The organism is Massilia mucilaginosa (assembly GCF_011682145.1).
Classification (GTDB): Bacteria; Pseudomonadota; Gammaproteobacteria; order Burkholderiales; family Burkholderiaceae_D; genus Telluria_A; species Telluria_A mucilaginosa.
Window position 1 is genome coordinate 428977 of the sequence record NZ_WHJH01000001.1, and the last position, 24224, is coordinate 453200.

At 61.4% G+C, this 24224-nt stretch carries 22 protein-coding genes and 2 tRNA genes; 6 read left to right on the forward strand and 18 right to left on the reverse strand.

Features of this window, described 5'->3' with window-relative positions; translation table 11 throughout:
- Positions 1-74: 74 nt before the first annotated feature.
- Complete coding sequence (locus tag F2P45_RS01880; RefSeq protein ID WP_229504876.1) at positions 75-632, forward strand: NAD(P)H-dependent oxidoreductase; 558 nt, start codon at positions 75-77, stop codon at positions 630-632.
- A 49-nt stretch (positions 633-681) separates the two neighbouring features.
- Here F2P45_RS01880 and F2P45_RS01885 read toward each other — a convergent pair whose 3' ends face one another.
- Positions 682-1044 carry a winged helix-turn-helix transcriptional regulator gene (locus F2P45_RS01885; protein ID WP_166870073.1) on the reverse strand — a complete coding sequence of 121 codons (363 nt, stop codon included), beginning with the start codon at positions 1042-1044 and terminating at the stop codon, positions 682-684.
- 58 nt (positions 1045-1102) lie between these two features.
- On the opposite strand from F2P45_RS01885, the gene F2P45_RS01890 reads away from it, so the two are divergent.
- The 3 genes from F2P45_RS01890 (at position 1103) to fdhD (ending at position 4532) form a co-directional block, all read left to right on the forward strand.
- On the forward strand, positions 1103-1285 hold the full coding sequence (locus F2P45_RS01890) for a hypothetical protein (RefSeq protein ID WP_187367124.1): 183 nt from the start codon (positions 1103-1105) through the stop codon (positions 1283-1285).
- A gap of 98 nt (positions 1286-1383) precedes the next feature.
- The gene (locus tag F2P45_RS01895; RefSeq protein WP_166870074.1) at positions 1384-3693 is read left to right on the forward strand and encodes an FdhF/YdeP family oxidoreductase; all 2310 of its coding nucleotides are present in this window, start codon (positions 1384-1386) and stop codon (positions 3691-3693) included.
- A complete protein-coding gene (gene fdhD / locus F2P45_RS01900; protein WP_223164658.1) occupies positions 3690-4532 on the forward strand; it encodes a formate dehydrogenase accessory sulfurtransferase FdhD in 843 nt (280 codons plus the stop codon). The genes F2P45_RS01895 and fdhD overlap by 4 nt, the downstream gene beginning before the upstream one ends.
- A gap of 204 nt (positions 4533-4736) precedes the next feature.
- On the opposite strand, the gene F2P45_RS01905 is transcribed toward fdhD, so the two are convergent.
- The 8 genes from F2P45_RS01905 to F2P45_RS01940 form a co-directional block, all read right to left on the reverse strand.
- Positions 4737-5387 carry a M949_RS01915 family surface polysaccharide biosynthesis protein gene (locus F2P45_RS01905; RefSeq protein ID WP_166870075.1) on the reverse strand — a complete coding sequence of 217 codons (651 nt, stop codon included), beginning with the start codon at positions 5385-5387 and terminating at the stop codon, positions 4737-4739.
- A 41-nt stretch (positions 5388-5428) separates the two neighbouring features.
- Positions 5429-7546, reverse strand: a complete 2118-nt coding sequence (locus tag F2P45_RS01910) for a DUF4357 domain-containing protein (RefSeq protein ID WP_166870076.1) — start codon at positions 7544-7546, stop codon at positions 5429-5431.
- 433 nt (positions 7547-7979) lie between these two features.
- Positions 7980-8054, reverse strand: a tRNA-Arg gene (locus F2P45_RS01915).
- A gap of 108 nt (positions 8055-8162) precedes the next feature.
- A tRNA-Pro gene (locus F2P45_RS01920) sits at positions 8163-8239 on the reverse strand.
- A gap of 158 nt (positions 8240-8397) precedes the next feature.
- The gene (glmM, locus tag F2P45_RS01925) at positions 8398-9735 is read right to left on the reverse strand and encodes a phosphoglucosamine mutase (RefSeq protein WP_166870077.1); all 1338 of its coding nucleotides are present in this window, start codon (positions 9733-9735) and stop codon (positions 8398-8400) included.
- Between the two features lie 10 nt (positions 9736-9745).
- On the reverse strand, positions 9746-10606 hold the full coding sequence (folP, locus tag F2P45_RS01930; RefSeq protein ID WP_166870078.1) for a dihydropteroate synthase: 861 nt from the start codon (positions 10604-10606) through the stop codon (positions 9746-9748).
- A 97-nt stretch (positions 10607-10703) separates the two neighbouring features.
- On the reverse strand, positions 10704-12593 hold the full coding sequence (ftsH, locus tag F2P45_RS01935; protein ID WP_166870079.1) for an ATP-dependent zinc metalloprotease FtsH: 1890 nt from the start codon (positions 12591-12593) through the stop codon (positions 10704-10706).
- A gap of 192 nt (positions 12594-12785) precedes the next feature.
- Complete coding sequence (locus tag F2P45_RS01940) at positions 12786-13472, reverse strand: RlmE family RNA methyltransferase (RefSeq protein ID WP_099880503.1); 687 nt, start codon at positions 13470-13472, stop codon at positions 12786-12788.
- Positions 13473-13513: 41 nt separating this feature from the next.
- Between F2P45_RS01940 and F2P45_RS01945 the strand changes: the two genes are divergently transcribed.
- Entirely contained in the window at positions 13514-13984 is a 471-nt protein-coding gene (locus tag F2P45_RS01945; RefSeq protein WP_166870080.1) for a YhbY family RNA-binding protein, read from the forward strand.
- A gap of 115 nt (positions 13985-14099) precedes the next feature.
- On the opposite strand, the gene F2P45_RS01950 is transcribed toward F2P45_RS01945, so the two are convergent.
- From F2P45_RS01950 to carA, 4 genes are all read right to left on the reverse strand, one after another.
- Positions 14100-14561, reverse strand: coding sequence for a DUF4149 domain-containing protein (locus F2P45_RS01950; protein WP_166870081.1), 462 nt, complete (start codon positions 14559-14561; stop codon positions 14100-14102).
- On the reverse strand, positions 14561-15040 hold the full coding sequence (greA, locus tag F2P45_RS01955) for a transcription elongation factor GreA (RefSeq protein ID WP_166870082.1): 480 nt from the start codon (positions 15038-15040) through the stop codon (positions 14561-14563). The genes F2P45_RS01950 and greA overlap by 1 nt, the downstream gene beginning before the upstream one ends.
- Positions 15041-15260: 220 nt before the next feature.
- Positions 15261-18491: a carbamoyl-phosphate synthase large subunit gene (gene carB / locus F2P45_RS01960; protein WP_166870083.1), complete on the reverse strand. Its 3231-nt coding sequence runs from the start codon at positions 18489-18491 to the stop codon at positions 15261-15263.
- A 1-nt stretch (position 18492) separates the two neighbouring features.
- Positions 18493-19656, reverse strand: coding sequence for a glutamine-hydrolyzing carbamoyl-phosphate synthase small subunit (gene carA, locus F2P45_RS01965; protein ID WP_166870084.1), 1164 nt, complete (start codon positions 19654-19656; stop codon positions 18493-18495).
- A 292-nt stretch (positions 19657-19948) separates the two neighbouring features.
- Here carA and F2P45_RS01970 point away from each other — a divergent pair, with 292 nt between their 5' ends.
- A complete protein-coding gene (locus F2P45_RS01970; RefSeq protein ID WP_166870085.1) occupies positions 19949-20362 on the forward strand; it encodes a hypothetical protein in 414 nt (137 codons plus the stop codon).
- Positions 20363-20410: 48 nt separating this feature from the next.
- On the opposite strand, the gene F2P45_RS01975 is transcribed toward F2P45_RS01970, so the two are convergent.
- The 5 genes from F2P45_RS01975 to phoR form a co-directional block, all read right to left on the reverse strand.
- Positions 20411-20806: a c-type cytochrome gene (locus F2P45_RS01975; RefSeq protein ID WP_166870086.1), complete on the reverse strand. Its 396-nt coding sequence runs from the start codon at positions 20804-20806 to the stop codon at positions 20411-20413.
- 50 nt (positions 20807-20856) lie between these two features.
- Positions 20857-21333: a nuclear transport factor 2 family protein gene (locus F2P45_RS01980; protein ID WP_166870087.1), complete on the reverse strand. Its 477-nt coding sequence runs from the start codon at positions 21331-21333 to the stop codon at positions 20857-20859.
- 103 nt (positions 21334-21436) lie between these two features.
- Positions 21437-21844 carry a GlcG/HbpS family heme-binding protein gene (locus tag F2P45_RS01985; RefSeq protein ID WP_166870088.1) on the reverse strand — a complete coding sequence of 136 codons (408 nt, stop codon included), beginning with the start codon at positions 21842-21844 and terminating at the stop codon, positions 21437-21439.
- Between the two features lie 77 nt (positions 21845-21921).
- Positions 21922-22833: a patatin-like phospholipase family protein gene (locus F2P45_RS01990; protein ID WP_166870089.1), complete on the reverse strand. Its 912-nt coding sequence runs from the start codon at positions 22831-22833 to the stop codon at positions 21922-21924.
- Positions 22834-22921: 88 nt separating this feature from the next.
- Positions 22922-24202 (reverse strand): phosphate regulon sensor histidine kinase PhoR, encoded by a 1281-nt coding sequence (gene phoR / locus F2P45_RS01995; protein WP_166870090.1) that lies wholly within the window; start codon positions 24200-24202, stop codon positions 22922-22924.
- Between the last annotated feature and the right edge of the window lie 22 nt (positions 24203-24224).

Consider the following 24224-nt stretch of genomic DNA (forward strand, 5'->3'; position numbering starts at 1 on the left):
TTTTTGTACCTACTTCACAGCAGCCGGCATCGCGCATACGATGGGCGCACTTCGACACCCCTGCATCGGCATCCATGAAAAAACTCATTATCGCGACCCATCCAAACCTGGCTGCATCCACCGTCAACAAGCGCTGGCTGCAAGAAGCGCAGCAAAGGGACAATGAATTCACCGTGCACCAGTTGTATCAGCGCTATGGCGCGGGCGCGGCGCTCGACATCGCCGTGGAACAGGCGCTATTGCTGGAACACGAGGCCGTGATCTTCCAGTTTCCCCTGTACTGGTTCAGCACCCCTCCCCTGTTGAAACAATGGCTCGATGAGGTGCTGCTGCCCGGATTTGCCTACGGGCGCGAAGCGGAACACCGCAAGCTGGAAGGCAAGCGCATCGGATTTGCGATTTCGGCCGGCATACGGCAGGAAGATTATCGGCGCGAGGGGCGTTATCGCCATACGGTGGAGGAATTGATCGCACCGCTGACGGCGACGTTTTCGTATATTCACGCGAGCAGCGTGGCGCCGTTCGTATTCTACGGAGCCGAATACGACCCGACCAATCCGGACATTCCCGATATCAGGCCGGCGCTTGAACACAGCGCGCAGGGCTATCTGGCGTATTTGCGCAGCGTCTGACCGGGACGTGGAGGCAGGTGGCGCGGCACGGGCCGACGCCACCCGAGCACTATGGCTGCGGAGCCGGCATCGGCGGATGCAGGCCACGGGTTGCCAGGTAATCCTGGCCCCAATTGCACATCGCTTCAATAATCGGCGCAAGCGTGGCACCGAGGGGCGTCACCGCATACTCCACCATGGGGACCTTGCCGGGGGTGGATCGTTTCGCGATCAGGCCATCGGCTTCCAGGTCCCTGAGTTGCTCGGTCAGCACTTTCTGCGTGATGCCGAACATCATCCGGCGTAGCTCGCCCGAGCGCGTCGTGCCTTCCATCAGATGGCACAGGATGGCACATTTCCATTTGCCGCCGATGAGCATGACAGTCGCATCAATCGGGAAGTTGATCGTTCGTTTCGCCAGTGTGTTTTTCATAGCCGCGTGACAGGAGCGCACATGCGCGTTGATGGATTATATCGGCGTACCAGGGCGATTGCCTTTGCACCTGCAGTTCAACCCGTGGCACGCGCTGGCCGCCCATCGCCCCATCGGGTCGATCATGCGGGTGCGCAAGGCCGCGTATGCGATGTCGAAACAGTTCCGCGCACAACGCAACGACATGCCGATTGCGGAGCCGCGCGACCTGGCCATGCTGGCGCCGCTCGTGGCCCTGTAGCGACTCCGGCGGGCGCGGTCTTCAGTCCAAAGTGCGCGATTGAACAGACCGAAGAGCGCGCCGCAGTCACACTCGACGCTCCATTGCAAGGGGCGGCCATGAGCGACAAAATTGAAATCAAGCACGACAATGCGCCTGCGGGCGGCTGGGGATCGCTCAAGGAAGTGGCGCAGATCCTCAGGCAGGAAGAAGCGATTGCCGCGGCCGGCAAGGTCCTGTTGCATCAGAACAAAACGGATGGCTTTGCCTGCGTTGGCTGTGCCTGGGCCAAGCCAGCCAATCCGCATCCCTTCGAATTTTGCGAAAGCGGCGCCAAGGCAACGGCGTGGGAACTGACCAGCAAGACCGCGACGCGGGATTTTTTCGCCACGCACACGGTCAGCGAACTGGAAAGCTGGAGCGATCATGCGCTTGAGGAAGCCGGGCGCCTGACCGAACCGCTGCGCTGGGACGCCGCCACCGACAGATACGTACCGGTCGGCTGGAGCGAGGCGTTTGCCGGCATTGGCGCGCAGTTGCGCGGCATGGATGCCAGGAGCGTGGTGTTTTACAGCTCCGGCCGCGCCTCGCTGGAAGCGTCGTATATGTATCAGTTGCTGGCACGCCTGTACGGCTGCAACAACCTGCCCGACAGTTCCAATATGTGCCACGAAAGCACCTCGGTGGCCTTGCCGAAGACGATTGGCGTTCCGTGCGGCACGGTGGTACTGGACGATTTCGAGAAGACCGACTGCATCTTTTTCTTCGGTCAGAATGTCGGCGTCAACAGCCCGCGCATGCTGCACCAGTTGCAGGAAGCCCGCAAGCGCGGCGTGCCGATCATCACCTTCAATCCCCTGCGCGAGCGCGGGCTGGTCAGTTTCACGAATCCGCAGTCGCCGGTCGAGATGCTGAGCGGCGCCGAAACCTGCATCAGCACCCAGTATTACCAGCTCAAGGCCGGCGGCGATACGGCGGCCATCATGGGCTTGTGCAAGGCCTTGCTGGCGGCCGACGACGCGGCGCTCGCCAGCGGCCTGGCGAGCGTGCTCGACCACGCCTTCCTGGCGCAGCACTGCGCCGGCTTCGACACCTTTGCCGACGCCGTGCGCGCTTGCGGGTGGCCCGAGATCGAACGCGAGTGCGGACTGACGCGGGCCGAGATCGAAACTGCGGCGGCGGTGTATGCCGGGGCCAAGGCGGTCATCGGCGTGTATGGCATGGGCTTGACCCAGCACCGTAACGGCGTGCAGAACGTCGAGATGGTCAGCAATCTGTTGCTCCTGCGCGGCAATATCGGCAAGCCTGGCGCGGGCATCTGTCCGGTCCGGGGCCATTCCAACGTGCAGGGCCAGCGCACCGTCGGCATCACCGAAAAGCCGGAACTGGCGCCGCTCGACAAACTTGCCGCGCAATACGACTTTGCACCGCCGCGCGAGAAAGGCATGAATACGGTCGAGGCTTGCCAAGGCATGCTGGCCGGCACGGTCAGCGCCTTTATCGGACTGGGTGGCAATTTCCTGCGCGCGGTGCCGGAAACCGGGCTGATGGAACCGGCCTGGCGGCGGGTGCCGCTCAGCGTGCAGATCGCGACCAAGCTCAATCGCAGCCACCTGGTGCATGGCAAGGCCGCGTACTTGCTCCCCTGCCTTGGGCGGATTGAAATCGACCGCCAGGGTGGCGTCGAGCAAGCCGTCTCGGTGGAAGACAGCACCGGCTGCATGCACGGCTCCCGTGGGCGGGCCGAGCCGGCCTCAAGCAGCCTGTTGTCCGAACCGGCCATCATCGCGGGCATCGCCAAGGCGCTGTTGCCGGCCTCGCCCAAGCTCGACTGGGACGCCTGGGTGGCCGACTATGCGCTCATCCGCGATGCGATCGAAGCGACCTATCCGGATATCTTTGGGCAATTCAACGCGCGCCTGTGGACGCCCGGCGGCTTTCGCAAACCAGTGCCGGCCTCCGAGCGGGTTTGGGCAACGCCGAACGGCAAGGCGAATTTCATCGCGCCCGAGGGCCTGGATGCGAACCCGGATCTGACGCTCTCGGGCGAGCATACCTTGCGGTTGTTCACGGTTCGCTCGGACGGCCAGTTCAACACCACGATTTACAGTAACGACGACCGCTTCCGTGGGGTGTACGGTACTCGCATGGTGCTGTTCATGTGCCGCAGCGACATGGACCGACTCGGCTTCGGCGAGGGCGACCTGGTGACCGCGCGCACGCCTTCCGACGATGGTGTGGTGCGTCGCGTCAGCGGTTTGCGCATCACCGAGTATTCGGTGCCGGCCGGCTGCATCGCGGGCTACTTCCCGGAATGCAATCCGTTGATACCGCTCTGGCACCATGCGAAGGAAAGCATGGTGCCCGCCGCCAAGGCGATCGATGTATGCCTGGTGCGCGATGTTGCCGCAGCGACGGTGGCGGCATGAACGCCTGCACCATGCTGGAGCTGGGGCAAGCCGATTGCGGGGAGGATATGTTGCCGGACACTGCGCTGGCCTTGCCGGTCTTCGACAGCCGCAGCGCCGCCACCGCCGACCAGTGGGTACTGGAGGAAACCCCGGTTGCGCTCGTCTACAACGGCATCACGCACGCGGTGATGCTGGCGACGCCACAGGATCTGGAGGATTTTGCGCTGGGCTTCAGCCTCAGTGAGGACATTGTGCGGCAGGGGCGCGAGGTGTTCGATATCGACGTGGCGACCCGCGCGGACGGTGTGGAAGTGGCCATGCGCATCACCGGAAGCGCTCTGGATCGCCTCAAGCAGGCTCGGCAAATGCGCACAGGGCGTACCGGATGCGGCCTGTGCGGGGTGGAGAGCCTGGCGCAGTTTTCCACGCCCAGCCCTGTGCTTGGTCATCGCACGCGCGTGACGGCTGCGGCTTTGCATCGGGCAATGGCATCGCTGCCGGATCATCAGCACTTGCATCGGCTGACCGGCGCCGCGCATGCGGCCGGCTGGGCCGACGCGGACGGCAAGCTCCTGCTGGTCCGCGAAGACATCGGCCGCCACAACGCGCTGGACAAACTGATTGGCGCGATGGTACGAAGCGGGCTGTCGCCAGCGCAAGGGTTTTGCGTACTCACCAGCCGCGCCAGTTACGAGATGGTGCAGAAGGCGGCGCGGACTGGAATCGGGCTGCTGGCCGCCGTGTCAGCCCCCAGCGCGCTGGCCGTGCGGGTGGCGCAGCAGGCTGGCTTGACCCTGGCGGGGTTTGTGCGACATGGACAACATGCTGTCTATAGTCACGCGGAACGGGTGCAGTAAAGAAACTGATGCGGCGTGACGTGGTCCTGGCAAACATAGACGCCCTGGCGGCCTTTTTCACCAAGAGCTATGCTTGTTCGATAACTGCATGAAGAAAGGTTCACTCTTCGGTCGATCATACGCCTCATCGTAAATCAAGCATAACAGGCGAGCCAGGTAGAAGCCGGTCAACTTCCGCCGATGAGTGCAGTCTGGGTCAGGGCCTCAACGTTCGATGTAGACCTTGTCGCGGATGTATTTCAGGTGCGCTTTGAAGACAGCGTTGTCTTTCAACGACAGCGACGGATCGAACACCAGTTCGCCACCGAAGTCAGAATCGCCGTGAACAACACGCGTCTGTCCGCGCACGGCGAATTTTTGCGCGCCCTGGCGCATGATTACTTTCAAGGTACTGGAATCGACGCCGCCGTTGCAAAAATACTTGTAGGGAACGGTGACTTCGGCGATGCCGTTTTGGTCGAGGTCGGTGATGGTGATGTATTTCGGGAAAAAGTTAGCTGAGGAATCGATTATCGGACAATCGTTCACATCCTCGATCAGCCATTCGCGCGCCCAGCGGTTTGCCTTACGCGTGTACAGCGAGGCGAACAATTCATAGCGCTCCTCGTCGTCGCCGGGCGTGGCGTTCTCCGCGCCCGATGGACCGGTATGCATGCTGACCACCAGGATATGCTCGCCGCCGGCGTCCAGGATGCGCGCCGCCTTGACCAGCTTGCCCGGCACCGCGATGCGCTCGGTTTTCAGGAATGCGGCCGTGACCGGCGCGTGCTCGACGGCAGCGCGCGCAGGCAGCGGCGCTGCGGAGAACAGCAGCAGGCACAGGGCCACGAGGGAAGCGGCGGATTTAATTGGCATAGTCCATTATAGTTGGTCGCACATCAATGGAGATCACAATGCTATTCTTCCGCGCGGCCAGTGGCGGGCTGATTCAATGGCAGGTTTTCTTGCCAAGCGGCATAGTTCACCGATGTGCCTTTCAATCGCCAGCTGTGTCGACCATTATCTGTGCGCGCCAATACGGTTGCAGAGGCAGCACTGGGACTTTTAAAATTCTCGTCCTTGGTAAACACCAGACTATTGCCGTCGTCAGCGATCTTGAGCGTACCGGCGCTGAGCAAACTTTCGCGCAGTTGTTGGTATGAATGCGGCTGGCCCATCCATTCGAGCTTCGCGCGCGAGCCTGCCAGCACGGTAAAGGTCTTGCCACTCTCCCGGGCCGTAGCGCTAATGCCATGCTTGGCACTTTCCAGCTCAAAAACTGCCTCATTGCCTGCGGCGGCCAGTTCCGCCAGCAGCGCCTCGCCCAAGTCAGCCCTACTCTTGCGGTCGTGGAGACGCCAATGCAATTCCAAGGTCTTGAGCATCGCTTCCTGTCGTCCTTGCATGACAGACTCTGTCCACTTGGATTGTTGCAACAGTTGGGTCGTGAGAGCGAAGGAAGACACGCCTCCCTTGGTGAAATAGGCGGTCTTCTTTTTTTCGAATTCAAAGTTGCTTGCCGCACTGTTCTTGCTTCGGCTAAGAAGCGTCAGATTGCCCAAGCGATGCACCCATCGTTGATGTACTGCAGCTTCACTCACCCAGTTCAACCACTGACTGTTAGGCGCTGGTTGTTGTGGCATGACATGTTCGACCGAGACGACGTTGTGCTGGTAGGTCGCAGTTTTATCGGACATCAGACGGTCCAGGCGAAGAAGCAGAATCGCCAGAGCTCGCGGTGAATGTGTCTCGTACAGCGAACCATCGAGCGCCGTATAGGTATCGTGCTGCTCCTGCTGGGTAAGTTGCAGAGGCGAACCTGTCCCACTCAGATCTTGCGCTTTTTCGACAGCGCCTGTCAAAGCCGAGAAGCGCTCAACGCGTTCGTTGACGCCGCTCTTGCGTACCATCATTGAATAGCCGAGACGCTCCAGGTCACGGAAGAAACTTAGCACGACTTCAGGTTCGTTACGGTGTCGAACAAAGAACGACAAGGCAGGCGGTAACCAATCCTTGAACTCGAGCCGATTAAGCCAGCTTAAGTGTTCGTTCACCTGCTCCGCGTGCTTGTGGCTGGAATAATCAGCGCTGCGGAGCTCACTGAAAGCCTGTGCCATCGGAAGAAGCACGTCGTCGACAAACGCACGTGGCATCTGAGCAGGCGTCACATGTTCCTTGAACTCTTTCAGCAAGGTTCCGTGTGGTTTTGCCTTGCGGTAGACCATGCGAATATGTCCGAACAAGTCACCAAACTCGTCGCGCCCCAAGTCCTCTTCCTCATCTTCCCATTTCTTCGTGTAAAGATCGCGCAGTTCGGGTGCAATGCCGCCAATGATTTCAGCCTTGAGAATATCCGTCGCACTCAGGTCCAAGCCCCGGCTGTTCAATACCCCGAATATGCGATAGGCCGAATCAAGGTCTGGCGTAGCGACGGTCACAAGATAGCAGCGGGTGATGATGAACTGTACCAGCCGCACAAGTTCCGACTGGCTCAGCTTGGACAGAGCAGTCATGAATACAATCGCGTTGGCACGCAGCCGGACTTGCGCATCCGGGAGCTTGGTGTTGAGCAAAGCGAGCGATTGCATTCCACCTTCGTGCTGGACGTATTGGCGGAAAAACTCGCGGTCCCGGTCGCGCAACAGCAATCGATAGCGCGCCTGTGTAGCCGAGACCACGTCCCCGTGCTCGTATATGCGCTTGGTAATGCCAGCCTGCACAGCAGCGTCCTCGACCGTAGCGCGGACAGCCGACAGTAGCAAAGTCAGCGTAGTAAGGCGCTGTTGGCCATCGACCACCGTAGCCTCGGGCTGTACATCGCTTTTGATAAGAACGATGCTCCCCAAAAAATAGGGTGCGCCCTCGTTAAGTTGTTCGGGGGCGGCTCGCAGCGCCCCCAGCAAGTCGTCCAGCAATTCCTGCGCTTGCTCAATACCCCAAGCGTAGGGGCGTTGGTAGCCGGGGATGGTGAATACGTAGTCGTCACTGAAGATCTTGGCTAGCGACTGTTCTTTGGCGGTGAGGGTATGGGTCAATGGAATCTCCTGGCGATGTCAAGCATGTCAGTACAGTCGAACGTCGCGAAACTGACTCCGCCCGCCTGACGGTCGCGCCATACCATGGCAGCGGAACAGAAAAGAGCGAGAGGATTCGATTGCTTGCAAGCTTTGAAAATTGTATTTCGGAAAGTTGCAAGGCTAACATTCTTTCTTGCTTCCTCCAAGGGAACTCTTAAAGTTTCGCTCAGTAGGTCCGAAATCTATCCCTACAGAGAGAGCCTGAACATACAGAGGGGATGAAAACGCCAATCCGTTATCGCAGGCCGGCTGCACAAGCATGCGTCGATGCGACGTGTAAACGCGCCGCTGTGGCACGATGCAACTCGCCGTGCAATCCAATTGCGTAGTCGACAGGAAGCGGGCGTGCAGCCGCTTGCGTACCAGTGGAAAACCGGGAAGAGAAGGAAGATGGTCCGCCTGGAGGGAATCGAACCCCCATGATCGCTTTAGAAGAGCGAGGTCCTATCCGTTGAACGACAGGCGGTGTTGATGATGTCGATATGTTACCCGAGCTGAGGGCAATTTGCCGCAAGTAAGAACCCTCGCGGAAATGAAAACGGGCCGTCAAATGAATGACAGCCCGTCTTTAACTTGGTCGGAGTACAAGGATTCGAACCTTGGACCCCCTGGTCCCAAACCAGGTGCGCTACCGGACTGCGCCACACTCCGAAGACGTTATTATACGTCGGGGGAATTGCAAACGTCAACGGCACATCGTGAAGTTTTCTGTGAAATGTTGAAACCAGGAAAACTGAGCTGAAGTACCACGAAACCTTTTACCGGCGCGCCCATGCAAAGACGCGCCCTCCCCCGCCGCTACTGTCCGCTTACGCCGGCACCTTGCTGGCGATCCGGCGCGCGGTCGATTCGGCGACCTGCGCATTCTTTGCTTCCACCATCACGCGGATCAGCGGCTCGGTGCCCGATGCGCGGATCAGCACACGACCCGTATCGCCCAGCTCCGCTTCCACGGCTTCCTTCTCGGCCACCATGTCGGGATGCTTGGTCCAGTCGAAGCCGGACGGCACTTTGACGTTGATCAAGGTCTGCGGATACAGGACCAGCTCCTTGCAGCACTTGTCCAGGCCCTTGCCGCTGCGCTTGAGCGCGGACAGCACCTGCAGCGCGGATACGATACCGTCACCGGTGGTGTGCTTGTCGAGCGCCAGCAAGTGGCCGGAGCCTTCGCCGCCAAACAGCCAGCCGTTCTCTTTCATCACTTCCAGCACGTAGCGGTCGCCCACCTTGGCGCGCGCGAAGCCGACGCCGAGTTCCTTGAACGCCACTTCCAGCGCCATATTGGTCATCAGGGTGCCGACGGCGCCGGCCACCGGGCCGGTCGTCATGCGGTCGCGCACCATGACGTACAGCAGCTCGTCGCCGTTGTAGATGCGGCCGGCGCTGTCGCACATGACCAGGCGGTCGGCATCCCCGTCGAGCGCAATGCCCAGATCGGCGCGGTGTTCGAGCACGGCTTGCGCCATGGCTTTCGGCGCGGTCGCGCCGAAGCCGTCGTTGATGTTAAAGCCGTTCGGCTTGTTGCCGATGGCAATGACTTCCGCGCCCAGCTCGTGGAACACGTGCGGTGCGATGTGGTACGCGGCGCCGTGCGCGCAGTCGAGCACGATGCGCAGGCCGCGCAGGTCGAGCTCGTTCGGGAAGGTGCTTTTGCAAAATTCGATGTAGCGGCCCTTGGCATCTTCCAGGCGCTTGGCGCGGCCCAGCTTTTCGGCCGGCACGCATTCCATCGGCAGGTCGATCATGGCTTCGATTTCTTGTTCGACCGCGTCCGGCAGCTTGGTGCCGTGCTCGGAGAAGAACTTGATGCCGTTATCCTGGAATGGGTTGTGCGACGCGGAAATCACGACACCGGCGGACAGGCGCAGCGCGCGCGTCAGGTAGGCCACGGCCGGGGTCGGCATCGGGCCGGCCAGCATCACGTCCACGCCGGCGGCGTTGAAGCCCGCTTCCAGCGCGGATTCGAGCATGTATCCCGAGATACGCGTGTCCTTGCCGATCAGGACCGTCGGACGGCCGGAGGCGGCGTTGGTTTTGGCCAGGACTTTACCGGCGGCGTAGCCGAGGCGCATCACGAAATCAGGGGTGATTGGCGCCACGCCCACCAGCCCACGCACACCGTCCGTACCGAAATATTTACGTGCCATGTTTTCTCTTTTACTCAGTGAATGAATTAATGAATGAATGCGTCGTGGCAGCTTGCCACACCGTGAGTGCATCGACCGTTTCAACAACATCATGCACGCGCACGACGCGCGCGCCCTGCGCCACCGCAGCCAGTGCGCCGGCCAAGCTGCCGGCCAGGCGCTGCTCGACCGGCTTGCCGGTCACGGCCCCGATCATCGACTTGCGCGACACACCGGCCAGCACCGGCAACCCAAGTTCGCGCTGCAGGTTCCCGATATTGCGCAACAAGGCGTAGTTGTGTTCCACCGTCTTGCCAAATCCAAAGCCGGGGTCGATGCAGATGCGCTGGCGCTCGATGCCGATGGCCAGCATGGCTTCGATGCGCTCGCGCAAAAAATCCCTCACCTCGCGCACCACGTCATCGTAGCTTGGGGCCTGCTGCATGGTCTGCGGCGCGCTCTGCATGTGCATCACGCACAGCGCGCAGTCGCTGCCCGCCACCGCGTCCAGGGCGCCGGGCGCCCGAAACGCGTTGATGTCGTTGATCATGTCGACCCCGGCCAGGATTGCTTCGCGCATCACTTCCGGCTTGTAGGTGTCGATCGACAAGGGCTTGCCGAGCTCGCGCAGCGCATACAGCACCGGCATCACGCGCCGCAGTTCCTCGTCCAGCGCCAGTGGCGGCGCACCCGGACGGCTCGATTCGCCGCCGATGTCGATCAGATCGACGCCCTCGCTCACCATTTCCTCGGCGCGCGAGAGCGCGAATTCGAGCGAACCGAAGCGCCCGCCGTCCGAAAACGAATCGGGCGTGACGTTCAGGATGCCCATGACCAGCGGCTTGGCCGCCAGATCGAAGCCGAAACGGCCGCATTGAAAATATTGTCGCATTGCGTCTACATCATGATGTTAATCGATCGACCATAAAAAATGCCGTTCAGTCTTGTCTGAACGGCATTATATACAACCTTGCAAGAATCGGAGAGATTTACGCCGGTGCTGTCGCGTTCGGTGAAACTCCGCCCGGACCGCTGTCGCCCGGAGGCGGCGTGCGCTTGGTCAGGACGCCCGACTTCGGCTCGCGTGGCTCGTTGCCGGCCATGATGTCGTTGATCTGGTCGGCGTCGATGGTTTCCCAGTCGAGCAGCGCCTGGGTCATTTTTTCGACCTTGTCGCGGTTCTCTTCCAGCAGGCGGCGCGAGAGCGCGTACTGCGTGTCGAGGATCGAACGGATCTCGGCATCGACCTTTTGCTGGGTCGCCTCGGAAATGGTCTTGGTGGCGCCGCCGAAGAAACCTTCGTTTTCGCTGTCTTCGTAGACCATCACGCCCATGCTGTCGCTCATGCCGAAACGCGTCACCATCGAGCGCGCCAGCTTGGTGGCACGCGAGAAGTCGTTGGACGCACCGGTCGACATCTGACCGACGAACAGTTCTTCGGCGATACGGCCACCGAACAGGATCGAGATTTCTTCCAGCATCTTGTCCTTGTAGCCGGACAGCACATCGTGTTCAGGCAGCTGCCAGGTCAGGCCCAGGGCATAACCACGCGGCATGATGGTGACCTTGTGAACCGGGTCGGCCTTCGGCAGCAGCTTGGCGATGACGGCGTGGCCGGACTCGTGGTACGCGGTGTTGCGGCGCTCTTCTTCACGCATGACCATCGATTTACGCTCGGGACCCATGTAGATCTTGTCTTTCGCGTCTTCGAAGTCGCTCATTTCCACCAGGCGCTTGCTGCGGCGCGCGGCGAACAGGGCTGCTTCATTGACCAGGTTGGCCAGGTCGGCGCCCGAGAAGCCAGGCGTACCGCGTGCCAGGATGTCGGCCTTGACGTCGGCGCCGATAGGCACCTTGCGCATGTGCACATTGAGAATCTGTTCGCGGCCGCGGATGTCCGGCAAGCCCACCATGACCTGGCGGTCGAAACGGCCCGGACGCAGCAGCGCCTTGTCGAGTACGTCGGCGCGGTTGGTTGCGGCAACCACGATCACGCCGGAGCTTGCTTCAAAACCGTCCATCTCGACCAGCAGTTGATTCAGCGTTTGTTCGCGCTCGTCGTTACCGCCGCCCATGCCGGCGCCACGGTGACGGCCGACCGCGTCGATCTCGTCGATGAAAATGATGCAAGGCGAGTGTTTTTTCGCGTTCTCGAACATGTCGCGCACGCGGCTCGCACCGACGCCGACGAACATTTCAACGAAGTCCGAACCGGAAATCGAGAAGAACGGCACTTTGGCTTCGCCGGCAATGGCACGTGCCAGCAGGGTTTTACCCGTGCCCGGAGGGCCGACCATCAGCACGCCGCGCGGGATACGGCCGCCCAGCTTCTGGAATTTGGTCGGGTCCTTGAGAAAGTCGACGATTTCGTTGACTTCTTCTTTCGCTTCGTCGCAACCGGCGACGTCGGCGAAGGTGACGGTGTTGTTGGTTTCATCCATCATGCGGGCCTTCGACTTGCCGAAGGAAAACGCGCCGCCCTTGCCGCCGCCCTGCATCTGGCGCATGAAGAAAATCCAGACGCCGATCAGCAACAGGAACGGGAACCAGGAAATGATCACGGTCTGCAGGAACGAGGTTTCTTCCGGCGGTTTGATGTCGAAACGAATGCCTGCGTCGCGCAGGTCGCCCACCAGGCCGCGGTCGAGCAAGGTGGCGGTGGAGCGCACCTTGGTATCGTCCGTGCGGGTGGCGGTGATGTTCTGCCCTTCGATCACCACATCCTTGATGCGCCGGGCCTTGACGTCATCGAGCAGTTCGGAATAAGCGATGGACTTGCTGCCGCCGGCAACGTTGTGGTTGTCGAACTGCCGGAACAGCATGAACAACAACAGGGCAACGACTACCCAGATAGCGGATTTTGAAAACATATTATTCACGAAAACTCCTTCGATGCAGGCGCATCTTTTTACCGATTTTAGAACGCCGATTTTACTCGCAATAAGCAGGCGGTGCCACGCACGCCCCGCTGCCGGGCCGAAAAACTACTGAAAAGCCATGAAAATCAGGCAACTCTTACCCAATTTCCATGCCTTTTGCGGCTTTCCTTGGCTGATGTGCGGCTAAACCCATCAAATATCAAGGGGAGATTCTTCTTCCAGCGCGGTATTCTTGTCGGTAGGATTTTTCAGTCCCTTACCGACAAGGAAAATTTCGGACGATTTATCGCGGCTGGCCTTCGGCTTGATCTGTTTGACAACCTTGAACTCGGCGCGGAACTTTTCCACAATCTGGCTGAAGCCCATGTCCTTGAAACATTTGACCACCAAAGCACCGCTCGGTTTCATGTGGAATTGCGAAAACTCGATCGCCAGGTCGATCAGGTGCTCCATGCGGGCCGAATCGGCCGTGGGGATGCCCGACAGATTGGGCGCCATGTCCGACAGCACCAGGTCGCACTTGCGGCCGGCCAGGATGGTGTCGAGCTGGCGCAGGATGCGCGCCTCGCGGAAGTCGCCCAGGATAAAATGCATGTCGGCGATCGGCTCCATCGGCAGCATGTCGAGGCCGATGATGGTGCCGTTGATGCCGCCGCCATCCTTGCCGGCGAGTTTGCGCCGCACATACTGGCCCCAGCTGCCCGGGGTGCAGCCGAGGTCGACGATGACCTGGCCGGATTTGATCAGCTTTTCGCTCTCGTCGATTTCCTTGAGCTTGTAGGCGGCGCGTGCACGGTAACCCTCTTTCTGCGCTAACTTCACGTAGGGGTCGTTTATGTGGTCGTGCAACCAGTTTTTGTTTAATTTGTTCTTTGCCATTCGCGTAGAATACTGCTTTTAAAGGATTATCTAAAAATATTATGCAAAAACTTACCCCCGTCGAGCGCAGCGCACTGCGCGCTGAAGCGCATGCGCTCAAGCCAGTCGTCATCATCGGCGAAGCGGGTCTGACGCCTGCCGTGATCAAAGAGATCTCGGCCAGCCTCGACTCGCACGGCCTGATCAAGGTCCGCGTGTTCGGCGACGACCGCGCCATGCGCGCTGAAATCTACGAGAACATTTGTACCGAGCTCGATGCGGCTCCGGTGCAACACATCGGCAAACTGCTGGTTATTTACCGTCCCAAAGTGGAAGTGGTCAAAGAACGCAGCGGCAAGTCGGGTAAAGGAATGCGCGAAGTTACCATTGTTAAAGCGAGCGCAAGCGGTACCAAGCGCCCGTCCGTGACCAAGGTCATGATCAAGGGCAATGAGCGTGTGACGGAAGGCGGCACCATCAAGCGCGCCAAGCCGCGCCAGACCAGCCCGAAGAAAGGCGCGCTGGGGAAATAATCCCCGCGTTGCTCTACCGTCATTCCCGGCATCCACCGTCGTTCCCGCCTGCGCGGGAACGACGGGGCAGTGGTGAGAACGACGACAATGGCAGATACGACAGTGGCGCCCAGCGCTACGGTCTCGGGTTCTTGAACACCAGCACCGCCGCCAGCACGCTCTGCATCAAATACAACACCATCGACACCCCGTGCAGCATGCCGAATTGCTTGCGCGCGGCCGCTTCCAGCACGCCGCCGGGCGCCGCCTCTTTGAGCGCCGCCATCATCGGTCCCAGCCCCAGGCTGCCGACCGCCTGCAACGCGAGCATCCCCGCCACCACCAGCATCAGCAAGCGGCGCCGTTTGGCGTCGACACCCTTGTCGAGCGCCAGCAAGGCCAGCAAACCCACGCCGCACACCAGCGACACGATCGCTTCGGCCCTGAACATGCTGCCCGCAATGGTCCCGGCCAGCACGCTGTCGGACAGGGTGCGGAACAGGGTCGGGGCCACCAGATAGCCCACCGTCCACAAACTGCCCGCCCATGCGGTCACCAGCAGCAGACGCGCTGATCCAAGCGCCCGCACAAGCAGCATCAGATGTACTTGACTTCGAGGATTTCGTATTCGCGCGGGCCGGATGGCGCCTGCACTTCGACCACGTCGCCGGCATACTTGCCGATCAAGGCGCGCGCGATCGGCGAGGTGACCGAGACTTTATTGAGTTTCAGGTCCGCTTCGTCCAGGCCGACGATCTGGTAGGTCACCTTGGCGCCATTGTCCAGGTCTTCCAGGTCGACGGTGGAGGCGAACACCACGCGCCCTTCGGCGTCCAGGGTGGTCGGATCGATGATCTGCGCGGCGCCCAATTTGCCTTCCAGCTCCGCGATGCGGCCTTCGACGAATGCCTGGCGCTCCTTGGCGGCGTCGTATTCGGCGTTCTCGGACAAATCGCCATGCGAGCGCGCCTCGGCGATCGCGTCGATCACACTGCGGCGCTCCTTGGTCTTGAGCTGATGCAGCTCTTCCTTGAGCAGTTCGGCGCCGTATTTGGTAAGTGGAACAGATGTGTTCATGTCGTATTCGCGTTTCTACTGAAAAGTGAAAACCACAGGGCGCGCGATGGAGGATGTCCTTCGCGCGCCCTGTGGTCAGGGGTACTGCGTGCCGCTTAAGGGGGCCTCGAAAGACCGTAGCGAGCGGCGTCAGTTTCGTCCGAGAAGCGCAGCCGTACGAAGGTACGGTGAGCATCGCAGGGCGAAAATGACGCCGCGCAGTAGGTTTTTCGAAGTTCCCTTAGTTTAAGGTTTTATGAAGGCCTTGTAAATCGTAGACCCGCAACTCGTCGAGATGACGCATGCCTTCGACCGCAGCCTCCGCACCCGCTATTGTAGTGTATGTCGTCACGCGCGCGGCCAAAGCTGAAATCCGGATCTGGCGCGAGTCGACGATCGCACTGCGTTTTTCTTCAACCGTGTTGATCACCAGCGCGATCTCGTGGTTCTTGATCATGTCGACCACGTGCGGACGGCCTTCGATCATCTTGTTCACGGCCTGGCACGGAATGCCCGCCGCGGTGATCACCGCCGCCGTGCCCTTGGTCGCCACGACCTGGAAGCCCATCGACTGCAAGTCGCGCGCCACCTTGACCGCGCGCGGCTTGTCCGAACCCTTCACCGACAGGAACACCTTGCCCGATTCGGGCAGCTTGACGCCGGCGCCCATCTGCGACTTGACGAACGCTTCGCCGAAGGTCATGCCAACGCCCATGACTTCACCGGTGGACTTCATCTCGGGTCCGAGAATGGTGTCCACGCCAGGGAATTTCACGAACGGGAACACGGCTTCCTTCACGCTGTAGAACGGCGGCACGACTTCGGTCGTGATGCCCTGCGATTCGAGGGTCTGGCCGACCATGCAGCGCGCCGCGATCTTGGCCAGCTGCAGGCCGGTCGCTTTGGAGACGAACGGCACCGTGCGCGAGGCGCGCGGATTCACTTCCAGTACGAATACCGTGTCGGTCATGGCGCCATCGACTTCGGTCTTCTGGATCGCGAACTGCACGTTCATCAGGCCGATCACGTTCAGGCCCTTGGCCATCAGCGAGGTCTGGCGCTTGAGTTCATCGATGGTCTCTTGCGAGAGCGAGTACGGCGGCAGCGAACAGGCCGAGTCGCCCGAGTGTACGCCAGCCTGCTCGATGTGCTCCATCACGCCGCCGATGAAGGTGGTTTCGCCGTCGGAGATGCAGTCGACATCGACTTCGATGGCGTCGTTCAGGAAGCGGTCCAGCAGCACCGGCGAATCGTGCGATACCTTGACCGCTTCGCGCATGTAGCGTTCCAGGTCGCGCTGTTCGTGGACGATTTCCATCGCCCGCCCGCCCAGCACATACGATGGACGCACCACCAGCGGATAACCGATTTCCTGCGCCAGCGCCAGTGCTTCAGGCTCGGTGCGCGCGGTGCGGTTAGGCGGCTGGCGCAGGCCCATTTTTTGCAGCATTTGCTGGAAGCGTTCGCGGTCTTCGGCCGCGTCGATCATGTCGGGCGAGGTGCCGATGATCGGCACGCCGTTCGCTTCCAGGTCGAGCGCAAGCTTCAAGGGCGTCTGGCCGCCGTACTGCACGATCACGCCGACCGGCTTTTCGATGGCGACGATCTCCAGCACGTCTTCCAGCGTCAGCGACTCGAAATACAGGCGGTCCGAGGTATCGTAGTCGGTCGACACGGTCTCGGGGTTGCAGTTGACCATGATGGTCTCATAGCCGTCTTCGCGCATCGCCAGCGCCGCGTGCACGCAGCAGTAATCGAATTCGATACCCTGGCCGATGCGGTTCGGGCCACCGCCCAGCACCATGATCTTTTTCTTGTCGCTCGGGTTGGACTCGCACTCTTCGTCATAGGTCGAGTACATGTACGCGGTATCGGTCGAAAATTCGGCCGCGCAGGTATCGACCCGCTTGTACACCGGACGGATGCCCATCGCATGGCGCGTCTCGCGCACGACTTTGTCGCTGGTGTGCAGCAGGAAGGCCAGGCGGCGGTCCGAAAAGCCTTTTTGCTTCAACTTGTACAGGGTCGGCTTGTCGAGCGCTTCGAGCGTCTGGTTGTCGAGCCAGAGTTCGATGTCGACGATTTCCTTGATCTGCACCAGGAACCACGGATCGATGTGGGTCAGCTGATGCACTTCTTCCAGGGTGAAGCCCTGGGCGAAGGCGTCGCCCACGTACCAGATGCGGTCAGGGCCCGGTTCGCCCAGTTCTTCTTCGATCTTTTCGCGGTCGCGTGTTTTCTCGTTCAGGCCATCGACGCCCACTTCGAGGCCGCGCAGGGCCTTCTGGAACGATTCCTGGAAGGTGCGGCCAATCGCCATGACTTCACCGACGGACTTCATCTGGGTGGTCAGGTGATGGTCGGCGGCCGGAAATTTTTCGAACGTGAAGCGCGGGATCTTGACCACGACGTAGTCGATCGACGGTTCGAACGAGGCCGGGGTTGCGCCGCCGGTGATTTCGTTGCGCAGTTCGTCGAGCGTGAAGCCCACCGCCAGCTTGGCGGCGATCTTGGCGATCGGGAAACCGGTCGCTTTCGAGGCCAGCGCGGACGAACGCGAGACGCGCGGATTCATTTCGATGACGATCATGCGGCCGTCAAGCGGGTTGATCGCGAACTGCACGTTCGAGCCGCCCGTGTCGACGCCGATCTCGCGCAGCACCGCCAGGGAGGCGTTACGCATGATCTGGTATTCCTTGTCGGTCAGGGTCTGGGCCGGCGCCACGGTGATCGAGTCGCCGGTGTGCACGCCCATGGCGTCCAGGTTTTCGATCGAGCAGATGATGATGCAGTTGTCCGCCTTGTCGCGCACCACTTCCATCTCGTACTCTTTCCAGCCGATCAGGGACTCTTCGATCAGCAGTTCCTTGGTCGGCGACGCTTCCAGGCCGCGCTTGCAGATGGTCTCGAATTCTTCTTCGTTGTAGGCGATGCCGCCGCCGGTGCCGCCCATGGTGAACGATGGACGGATGATGGTCGGGAAACCCATCTCGCGCTGCACGGCCCACGATTCTTCCATCGAGTGGGCCACGCCGGAACGCGCCGAACCGAGACCGATCTTGGTCATCGCTTCCTTGAACTTGGAGCGGTCTTCGGCCTTGTCGATGGCTTCGGGCGAGGCGCCGATCAGCTCCACGTTGTACTGTTTGAGCACGCCGTTGTTGTGCAGGTCGAGCGCGCAGTTGAGCGCAGTCTGGCCGCCCATGGTCGGCAGGATCGCGTCCGGACGTTCTTTGGCGATGATGCGCTCGACGACCTTCCAGGTGATCGGCTCGATGTAGGTCACGTCCGCCATTTCCGGGTCGGTCATGATGGTCGCCGGGTTGCTGTTGACGAGGATGACCTTATAGCCCTCCTCGCGCAGCGCCTTGCACGCCTGGGCGCCGGAATAATCGAACTCGCAAGCCTGGCCGATGATGATCGGGCCTGCGCCAATAATCAGAATACTTTTAATGTCACTACGCTTTGGCATATTATTTAATCTCCGCGGCTTGCATCAGGCTGATGAAGCGGTCAAACAGGTAAGCTACATCGTTCGGGCCCGGCGACGCTTCAGGGTGGCCCTGGAAGCAGAAAGCCGGCTTGTCGGTGCGGGCGAAGCCCTGCAGCGAGCCGTCGAACAGCGATACGTGGGTCACGCGGCAGTTGGCCGGCAGGGTTTGCGCGTCGACCGCGAAACCATGGTTCTGCGAGGTGATCATCACCTTGCGCGAATCGAGATCCTGCACCGGGTGGTTGGCGCCGTGGTGGCCGAACTTCATCTTGAGCGTGCGCGCGCCGGAAGCGAGCGCCATGATCTGGTGACCGAGGCAGATGCCGAAGGTCGGGATGCCGCGCTCGATCAGCTCGCGGCTGGCCGCGATCGCGTAGTCGCACGGTTCCGGGTCGCCCGGGCCGTTGGCGAGAAAAATCCCGTCCGGGTTCAGCGCCAGTGCGTCGGCGGCGCTGGACTGGGCCGGCAGCACGGTCACTTTGCAGCCACGTTCGGTCAGCATGCGCAGGATGTTGCGCTTGACGCCGTAGTCGAAGGCGACAACGTGGAACTTCGGATCGGTCAGCTTGCCGTAGCCAGCGCCGAGCTTCCATTCGGTCTCAAGGAACTCGTAGGCGGCGGTGGTCGAGACCACCTTGGCCAGGTCCATGCCGGCCAGGCCCGGGAACGAACGCGCCAGTTCCAGCGCCTGCACCTGCGAAGGCTCGTTACCCTGCGTGCCGACCAGGATGGCGCCGCCCTGCGCGCCCTTTTCGCGCAACAGGCGGGTCAGCTTGCGGGTATCGATGCCGGAGATGGCGACGATGTTTTCGGCCTTGAGGTAATCGGACAGCGACTGGGTCGAACGGAAGTTCGATGCCAGCAGCGGCAGGTCACGGATGATCAGCCCTGCGGCGTGGACCTTGCTTGCCTCGACGTCTTCCGGATTGACGCCCGTATTGCCGATATGCGGATAGGTCAGCGTGACCAGTTGGCGCGAATAGCTTGGATCGGTCAGGATTTCCTGGTAACCGGTCATGGCCGTGTTGAACACGACTTCCCCGGTGGTATGGCCGGCGGCGCCAATGGAAAAACCTTTAAATATCGTTCCATCGGCGAGAGCCAGAATGGCTGGAACGGCGGGGCCAGAAAAAAATGGCGGCAAGGGCAACTCCTGATAAAGTTACCGTAGCTGCGCCACGTCAGACCGACGACCATGGTTTCCCGGCGCGCTTAGCGCTGGGGGATGGTGTCATTTTGAATGAGGGATAGTGGGTAGTCGCTACGGTAGGTGTATGAATGGCTAAACCTCCAAATTATAGCGCAACGCGCGCTTTCCGGCAATCGCCGGCGGGCGCATTTGCATCGCTTTTCGCGCTTTTACTGGACATCGCCAACCGTCCTCTATACATTTAAGACAGCATCCTCGGGCAAACCCTTTACCAGGAAATGTGATTATGTCTACGTTTGGAAGAGATACGCCGATGGAGCGCCCCAACCCGGGCGGGCGGGCAGCGGTCTTTGTGCCCAAGATTAACGCGGAAGACGCCGTCAAGGACATGCTCAAGAACGGCTCGGGCATGGTCGGCTTCGGCAACAGCGACGGCTCGGTCACCGTTTACTTCGAAAACAACCGTTTCAACGATTCAAGCCTGCACAAATGGGAAAGCAAGGTGTGGAAGGCGTACGGCAGAATGGTCGAACTCTCGCCCACTGTAAACAAGCTGGTGTGCGATGCCAGCAACCTGGCGCAGGTGGGATTCGTACAGGGACCAGAAATCGAGGTGCGCGACATGAACCTGCTGATGGCGTGGCTGGAACGCACCAACGCGGTCGATTCGGCGCCCCAGGGGCCGCTGATTCACGCCTGAGGACTGCCCTCGGGCAGGAATGACGGGTGGGCGGCACTGCGCCCGCCCTCACTTCGCTCGGCCCGAGCTCATGTAGAACACCGCATCGCGCACCTGGTCGCCCGACAGGGCCGGCATGCCCCCTTTGGGCGGATGCGAGCGGAAGCCGTCGATCGCGTGCCGTACCAGCACATCGAAACCTTGCTTGTTGCGCGCGTCCCACGCCGGCCGGTCGCTTGGACGCGGTGCGTTGGCCACACCGGTCGCATGGCAGACCATGCACGATTCGTCGTACACCTGGCGTCCCCGCACCAGCGCGCCGGCCTGGTCGGCGGCCCCGAGCTTGCTCACGCGGGTCGGCGCCACCCGGTCGAGGCCGGCGCTTCCGGTGGCCGCGCCGCTGGCACTGCCGAGAATGCAACACATGGCAAACGAGGCCAGCGACGCCTTGGACATCGTGCTCATCGCGCTCCTTGGAATAGTCAGGCCGGGGTGGGGCCTGAGGCGGGACCTGCTTACAAACCCAGCTCGCTCAGCCCCGGATGGTCGTCCGGGCGGCGCCCGAGGGGCCAATGGAACTTGCGCTCCTGCTCCCGGATCGGCAGGTCGTTGATGCTGGCGTGGCGCAGCGCCATCAGCCCATGCTCGTCGAACTCCCAGTTCTCGTTGCCGTAGGAACGGAACCAGTTGCCGGCGTCGTCGCGCCACTCGTAGGCGAAGCGCACAGCGATCCGGTTGCCGCCGAAGGCCCACAACTCCTTGATCAGCCGATAATCGAGTTCGCGCACCCATTTACGCGTCAGCAGGCCGGCGATGGCCTCGCGCCCGGTGACGAATTCGGCGCGGTTGCGCCAGCGGCTGGCGGCGGTGTAGGCCAGCGCCACGCGGGCCGGGTCGCGCGAATTCCAGCCATCTTCGGCCAGGCGCACCTTGAGCGTGGCGGAATCGTGGGTAAAGGGAGGCAAAAGCGGACGGTTCTCTGATTCGGTCATGTTGGCTCTCCAGAATGGGGAATGACAGCGTACGCGAATGCGGCCGCCTCTGTTGCAAGCAGAGCGGCCGCGAAAACCGGATCAGATCGGCTAAAGCCTCGTTTTACTGCGCCAGCGCGGCGATGCCGGCCTTGGCGATCTGCGCATCCTGGTCCGATTTCACGCCCGACACGCCGACGGCGCCGATCACGTGACCGTCCACGATCACCGGCACGCCGCCTTCGAGCATGCCCTCGACGAAGGGCACCGTCAGGAAGGCGGTGCGGCCGTTGTTGATGATGTCTTCATAGACCTTGCTCTCGCGCCGGCCCAGGGCCGCCGTCTTGGCTTTCGATGGCGCGATGTGCGACGACAATGGCGCGGCGCCGTCGAGACGCTGCAGCGACAGCAAATGGCCGCCATCGTCGCAGATGGCAATGGTCACCGCCCAGTTGTTGGCAACGGCTTCGGCGTGTGCGGCGGCGGCGATTTTCTGGACGTCGGCAAAGTTCAGGTACGGTTTCGATGGCATGTTGATATCCCAAGTGATAAATACGGGCAATTTTACGGCAAGCGCGCAGCCTGCCGATATCGGAATGGCTATAGCCTTTATGACTGCTGGCGCGCCTTGAGCTTGGCTTTGATCTGCGGCATCACCGCCGCCGCCGCCTGCTCGCCGGCCAGGATGGCGCGGTTGCGGCTGGCAAAATCGTTGCTGCCCATCTTGGGCAGGGATGGCGAGATGACGATGTCGGCATCCTTGAGCTCGTAATGATTGAGGCGCTGGCCCATGATGGCGAAGGTCTGCATCAGTACTTCCAGCGAGCTGACGGCCGCTTGCGCGTCGGTCTGGCTCGAAATATTGACGGCGATAATGAAATCGGCCCCCATTTCACGCGCGAAGCGCACCGGCACCGGCGCCACCAGGCCGCCATCGACATACGAGCGCTCGCCGATACGCACCGGCTGGAACACGCTCGGCACCGACGAGGACGCGCGCACCGCCTGCCCCGTATTGCCGCGCCTGAACAGGATCGGCTGACCATTGTTGAGGTCGGTCGCGACGGCGCCGAACGGAATCTTGAGTTTTTCGATCGGCAAGTTCTTGACGGCCTTGTTCACGTAGTTCTGCAAGGCGTCACCCTTGAGCACGCCCGAGGACTTGCCGAACAGCGGCATGGCCCAGTCGGAGATTTCGGCCTCATCCATTTCCATGGCGGTCTTTTGCAGGGCAAAGCCATCGTTGCCGGCTGCATACATGGCACCGACCACGCTGCCGGCGCTGGTGCCGACCACGACATCGGCGTAAATGCCCTGCGCTTCGAGCGCCTTGATCACGCCGATGTGGGCGAAGCCACGCGCGGCGCCGCCGCCAAGGGCCAGGCCGATGCGAATCTTCTTCGGTACGGCAACGGCCGCCGGTTGCGGCACGGCGGCCGGTTTGGTGGCGGGAGGCGTGGTCGTGCCGCAGCCGGCGAGCAACACGGCGAGGGCGATCAGGGAACGGCGTTTGGTGAACATAGTGGTGGTCAAAGAAGCGAAGACCACGATTGTACCTGCTCCCGGGAACCTGGAGCCGCCGGGAGGCAAGCTTGTTTCAGCACATTGTTCACGCCCCCGGCAGCGACGCGATAAAACTGCTGCCCTTGCCCGCTTCCGACTTGATGGTCAGATTGCCGCCGTGGCGCAGCAGCACGTGCTTGACGATCGCCAGGCCGAGGCCAGTGCCCTGGGTCTCGCGCGAGCGGCTCTTGTCGACCCGGTAGAAACGTTCGGTCAGGCGCGCGATGTGCTTCTGGTCGATCCCGATACCGGTATCGGTGGCCACGAATTGCGGTCCGTTCGGACCCATCTGCCAGGCCAGGTGCACGGTCCCGCCCGGCGGCGTGTAGCGCACCGCGTTCGAGGCCAGGTTGCCGAAGGCGCTGCGCAACTCTTCCGAGTTACCCATGATGTTGGGGCCATTCACGCTCGACGTGATCTGATGCTTGCCGCCCGACAGCGCCCTCGCCTCCTGCACCACCTGCTCCATCAGCGCGGCAATATCGACCGATTCGCTGCGCAGCGGGTAATCCATCGATTCCAGGCGCGACAGGGTCAGCATGTCTTCGATCAGGCGCTGCATGCGGTGGCCCTGCTCGGTCATCAGCTTCAGGTGCGACATGCGCGTGTCGGGGTCGAGGTTCATTTCGCTCGACGCGATCTCGAGGAAGCCGACGATCACCGTCAGCGGCGTGCGCAGCTCGTGCGAGGCGTTGGCGATGAAGTCGCGCCGCATTTCCTCGATGCGCTGGGTTTCGGTGGCGTCGTGCGTGACCAGGATCTGGCGCCGGTTTTCGAACGGGATGATCTGGCAGATCAGCTTGCGGTCGCGGAAACTCAGGGTCAGCGGGTTTTCGTAGCGCCCGAGGATGATGTAATCGATGAAATCCGGATGGCGGATCAGGTTGGTGACGCGCATGCCCTTGTCGCGCTCCAGGGTCAGGCCCAGGTGGCGTTCGGCGGCCGGGTTGCACCATTCGAGAAACAGCACGTCGTCCATGATGGCCACGCCGTCGGGCAGCAGGTGCATGGCCTGGCGGAAGCGGGCCAGCCATTCGGTCAGTTCGGCCTGGTTGCGCTCGTCGTCGCGGCGCAGGCGGTACAGGCGCGAGAAGATATTGGTCCAGGAACCCCAGCCGTCGGGCAGCTTGCCGGAGTGCGGGTCGTCCAGCCAGTCGCCGAGCTGGTGCAGGTAGGACAGCTGGATGAACAGCAGGATGAAGACGGACAAAAAGGCGACGGCCAGGCCGTAGACCAGCCCGAACAGCCACCAGAACACGCCCGCGCCAAGCAGGATGAAGCTCATGCGCAGCAGCGCGGGGATCCAGAACAGCAGTTTGGGGTTCATGTTGCGGGAGGTGTCCTTGTAA

Coding starts and splice junctions, on each gene's coding strand:
- folP (WP_166870078.1), bottom strand. CDS start 10,606: ATGCGACAATATTTTCAATGCGGCCGTTTCGGCTTCGATCTGGCGGCC.
- greA (WP_166870082.1), bottom strand. CDS start 15,040: ATGAACACATCTGTTCCACTTACCAAATACGGCGCCGAACTGCTCAAG.
- F2P45_RS01985 (WP_166870088.1), bottom strand. CDS start 21,844: ATGCCATCGAAACCGTACCTGAACTTTGCCGACGTCCAGAAAATCGCC.
- F2P45_RS01945 (WP_166870080.1), top strand. CDS start 13,514: ATGCAAAAACTTACCCCCGTCGAGCGCAGCGCACTGCGCGCTGAAGCG.
- F2P45_RS01885 (WP_166870073.1), bottom strand. CDS start 1,044: ATGAAAAACACACTGGCGAAACGAACGATCAACTTCCCGATTGATGCG.
- glmM (WP_166870077.1), bottom strand. CDS start 9,735: ATGGCACGTAAATATTTCGGTACGGACGGTGTGCGTGGGCTGGTGGGC.
- phoR (WP_166870090.1), bottom strand. CDS start 24,202: ATGAACCCCAAACTGCTGTTCTGGATCCCCGCGCTGCTGCGCATGAGC.
- F2P45_RS01950 (WP_166870081.1), bottom strand. CDS start 14,561: ATGCTGCTTGTGCGGGCGCTTGGATCAGCGCGTCTGCTGCTGGTGACC.
- carB (WP_166870083.1), bottom strand. CDS start 18,491: ATGCCAAAGCGTAGTGACATTAAAAGTATTCTGATTATTGGCGCAGGC.
- F2P45_RS01940 (WP_099880503.1), bottom strand. CDS start 13,472: ATGGCAAAGAACAAATTAAACAAAAACTGGTTGCACGACCACATAAAC.
- F2P45_RS01970 (WP_166870085.1), top strand. CDS start 19,949: ATGTCTACGTTTGGAAGAGATACGCCGATGGAGCGCCCCAACCCGGGC.
- F2P45_RS01895 (WP_166870074.1), top strand. CDS start 1,384: ATGAGCGACAAAATTGAAATCAAGCACGACAATGCGCCTGCGGGCGGC.
- F2P45_RS01905 (WP_166870075.1), bottom strand. CDS start 5,387: ATGCCAATTAAATCCGCCGCTTCCCTCGTGGCCCTGTGCCTGCTGCTG.
- fdhD (WP_223164658.1), top strand. CDS start 3,690: ATGAACGCCTGCACCATGCTGGAGCTGGGGCAAGCCGATTGCGGGGAG.
- F2P45_RS01980 (WP_166870087.1), bottom strand. CDS start 21,333: ATGACCGAATCAGAGAACCGTCCGCTTTTGCCTCCCTTTACCCACGAT.
- F2P45_RS01990 (WP_166870089.1), bottom strand. CDS start 22,833: ATGTTCACCAAACGCCGTTCCCTGATCGCCCTCGCCGTGTTGCTCGCC.
- F2P45_RS01975 (WP_166870086.1), bottom strand. CDS start 20,806: ATGAGCACGATGTCCAAGGCGTCGCTGGCCTCGTTTGCCATGTGTTGC.
- F2P45_RS01880 (WP_229504876.1), top strand. CDS start 75: ATGAAAAAACTCATTATCGCGACCCATCCAAACCTGGCTGCATCCACC.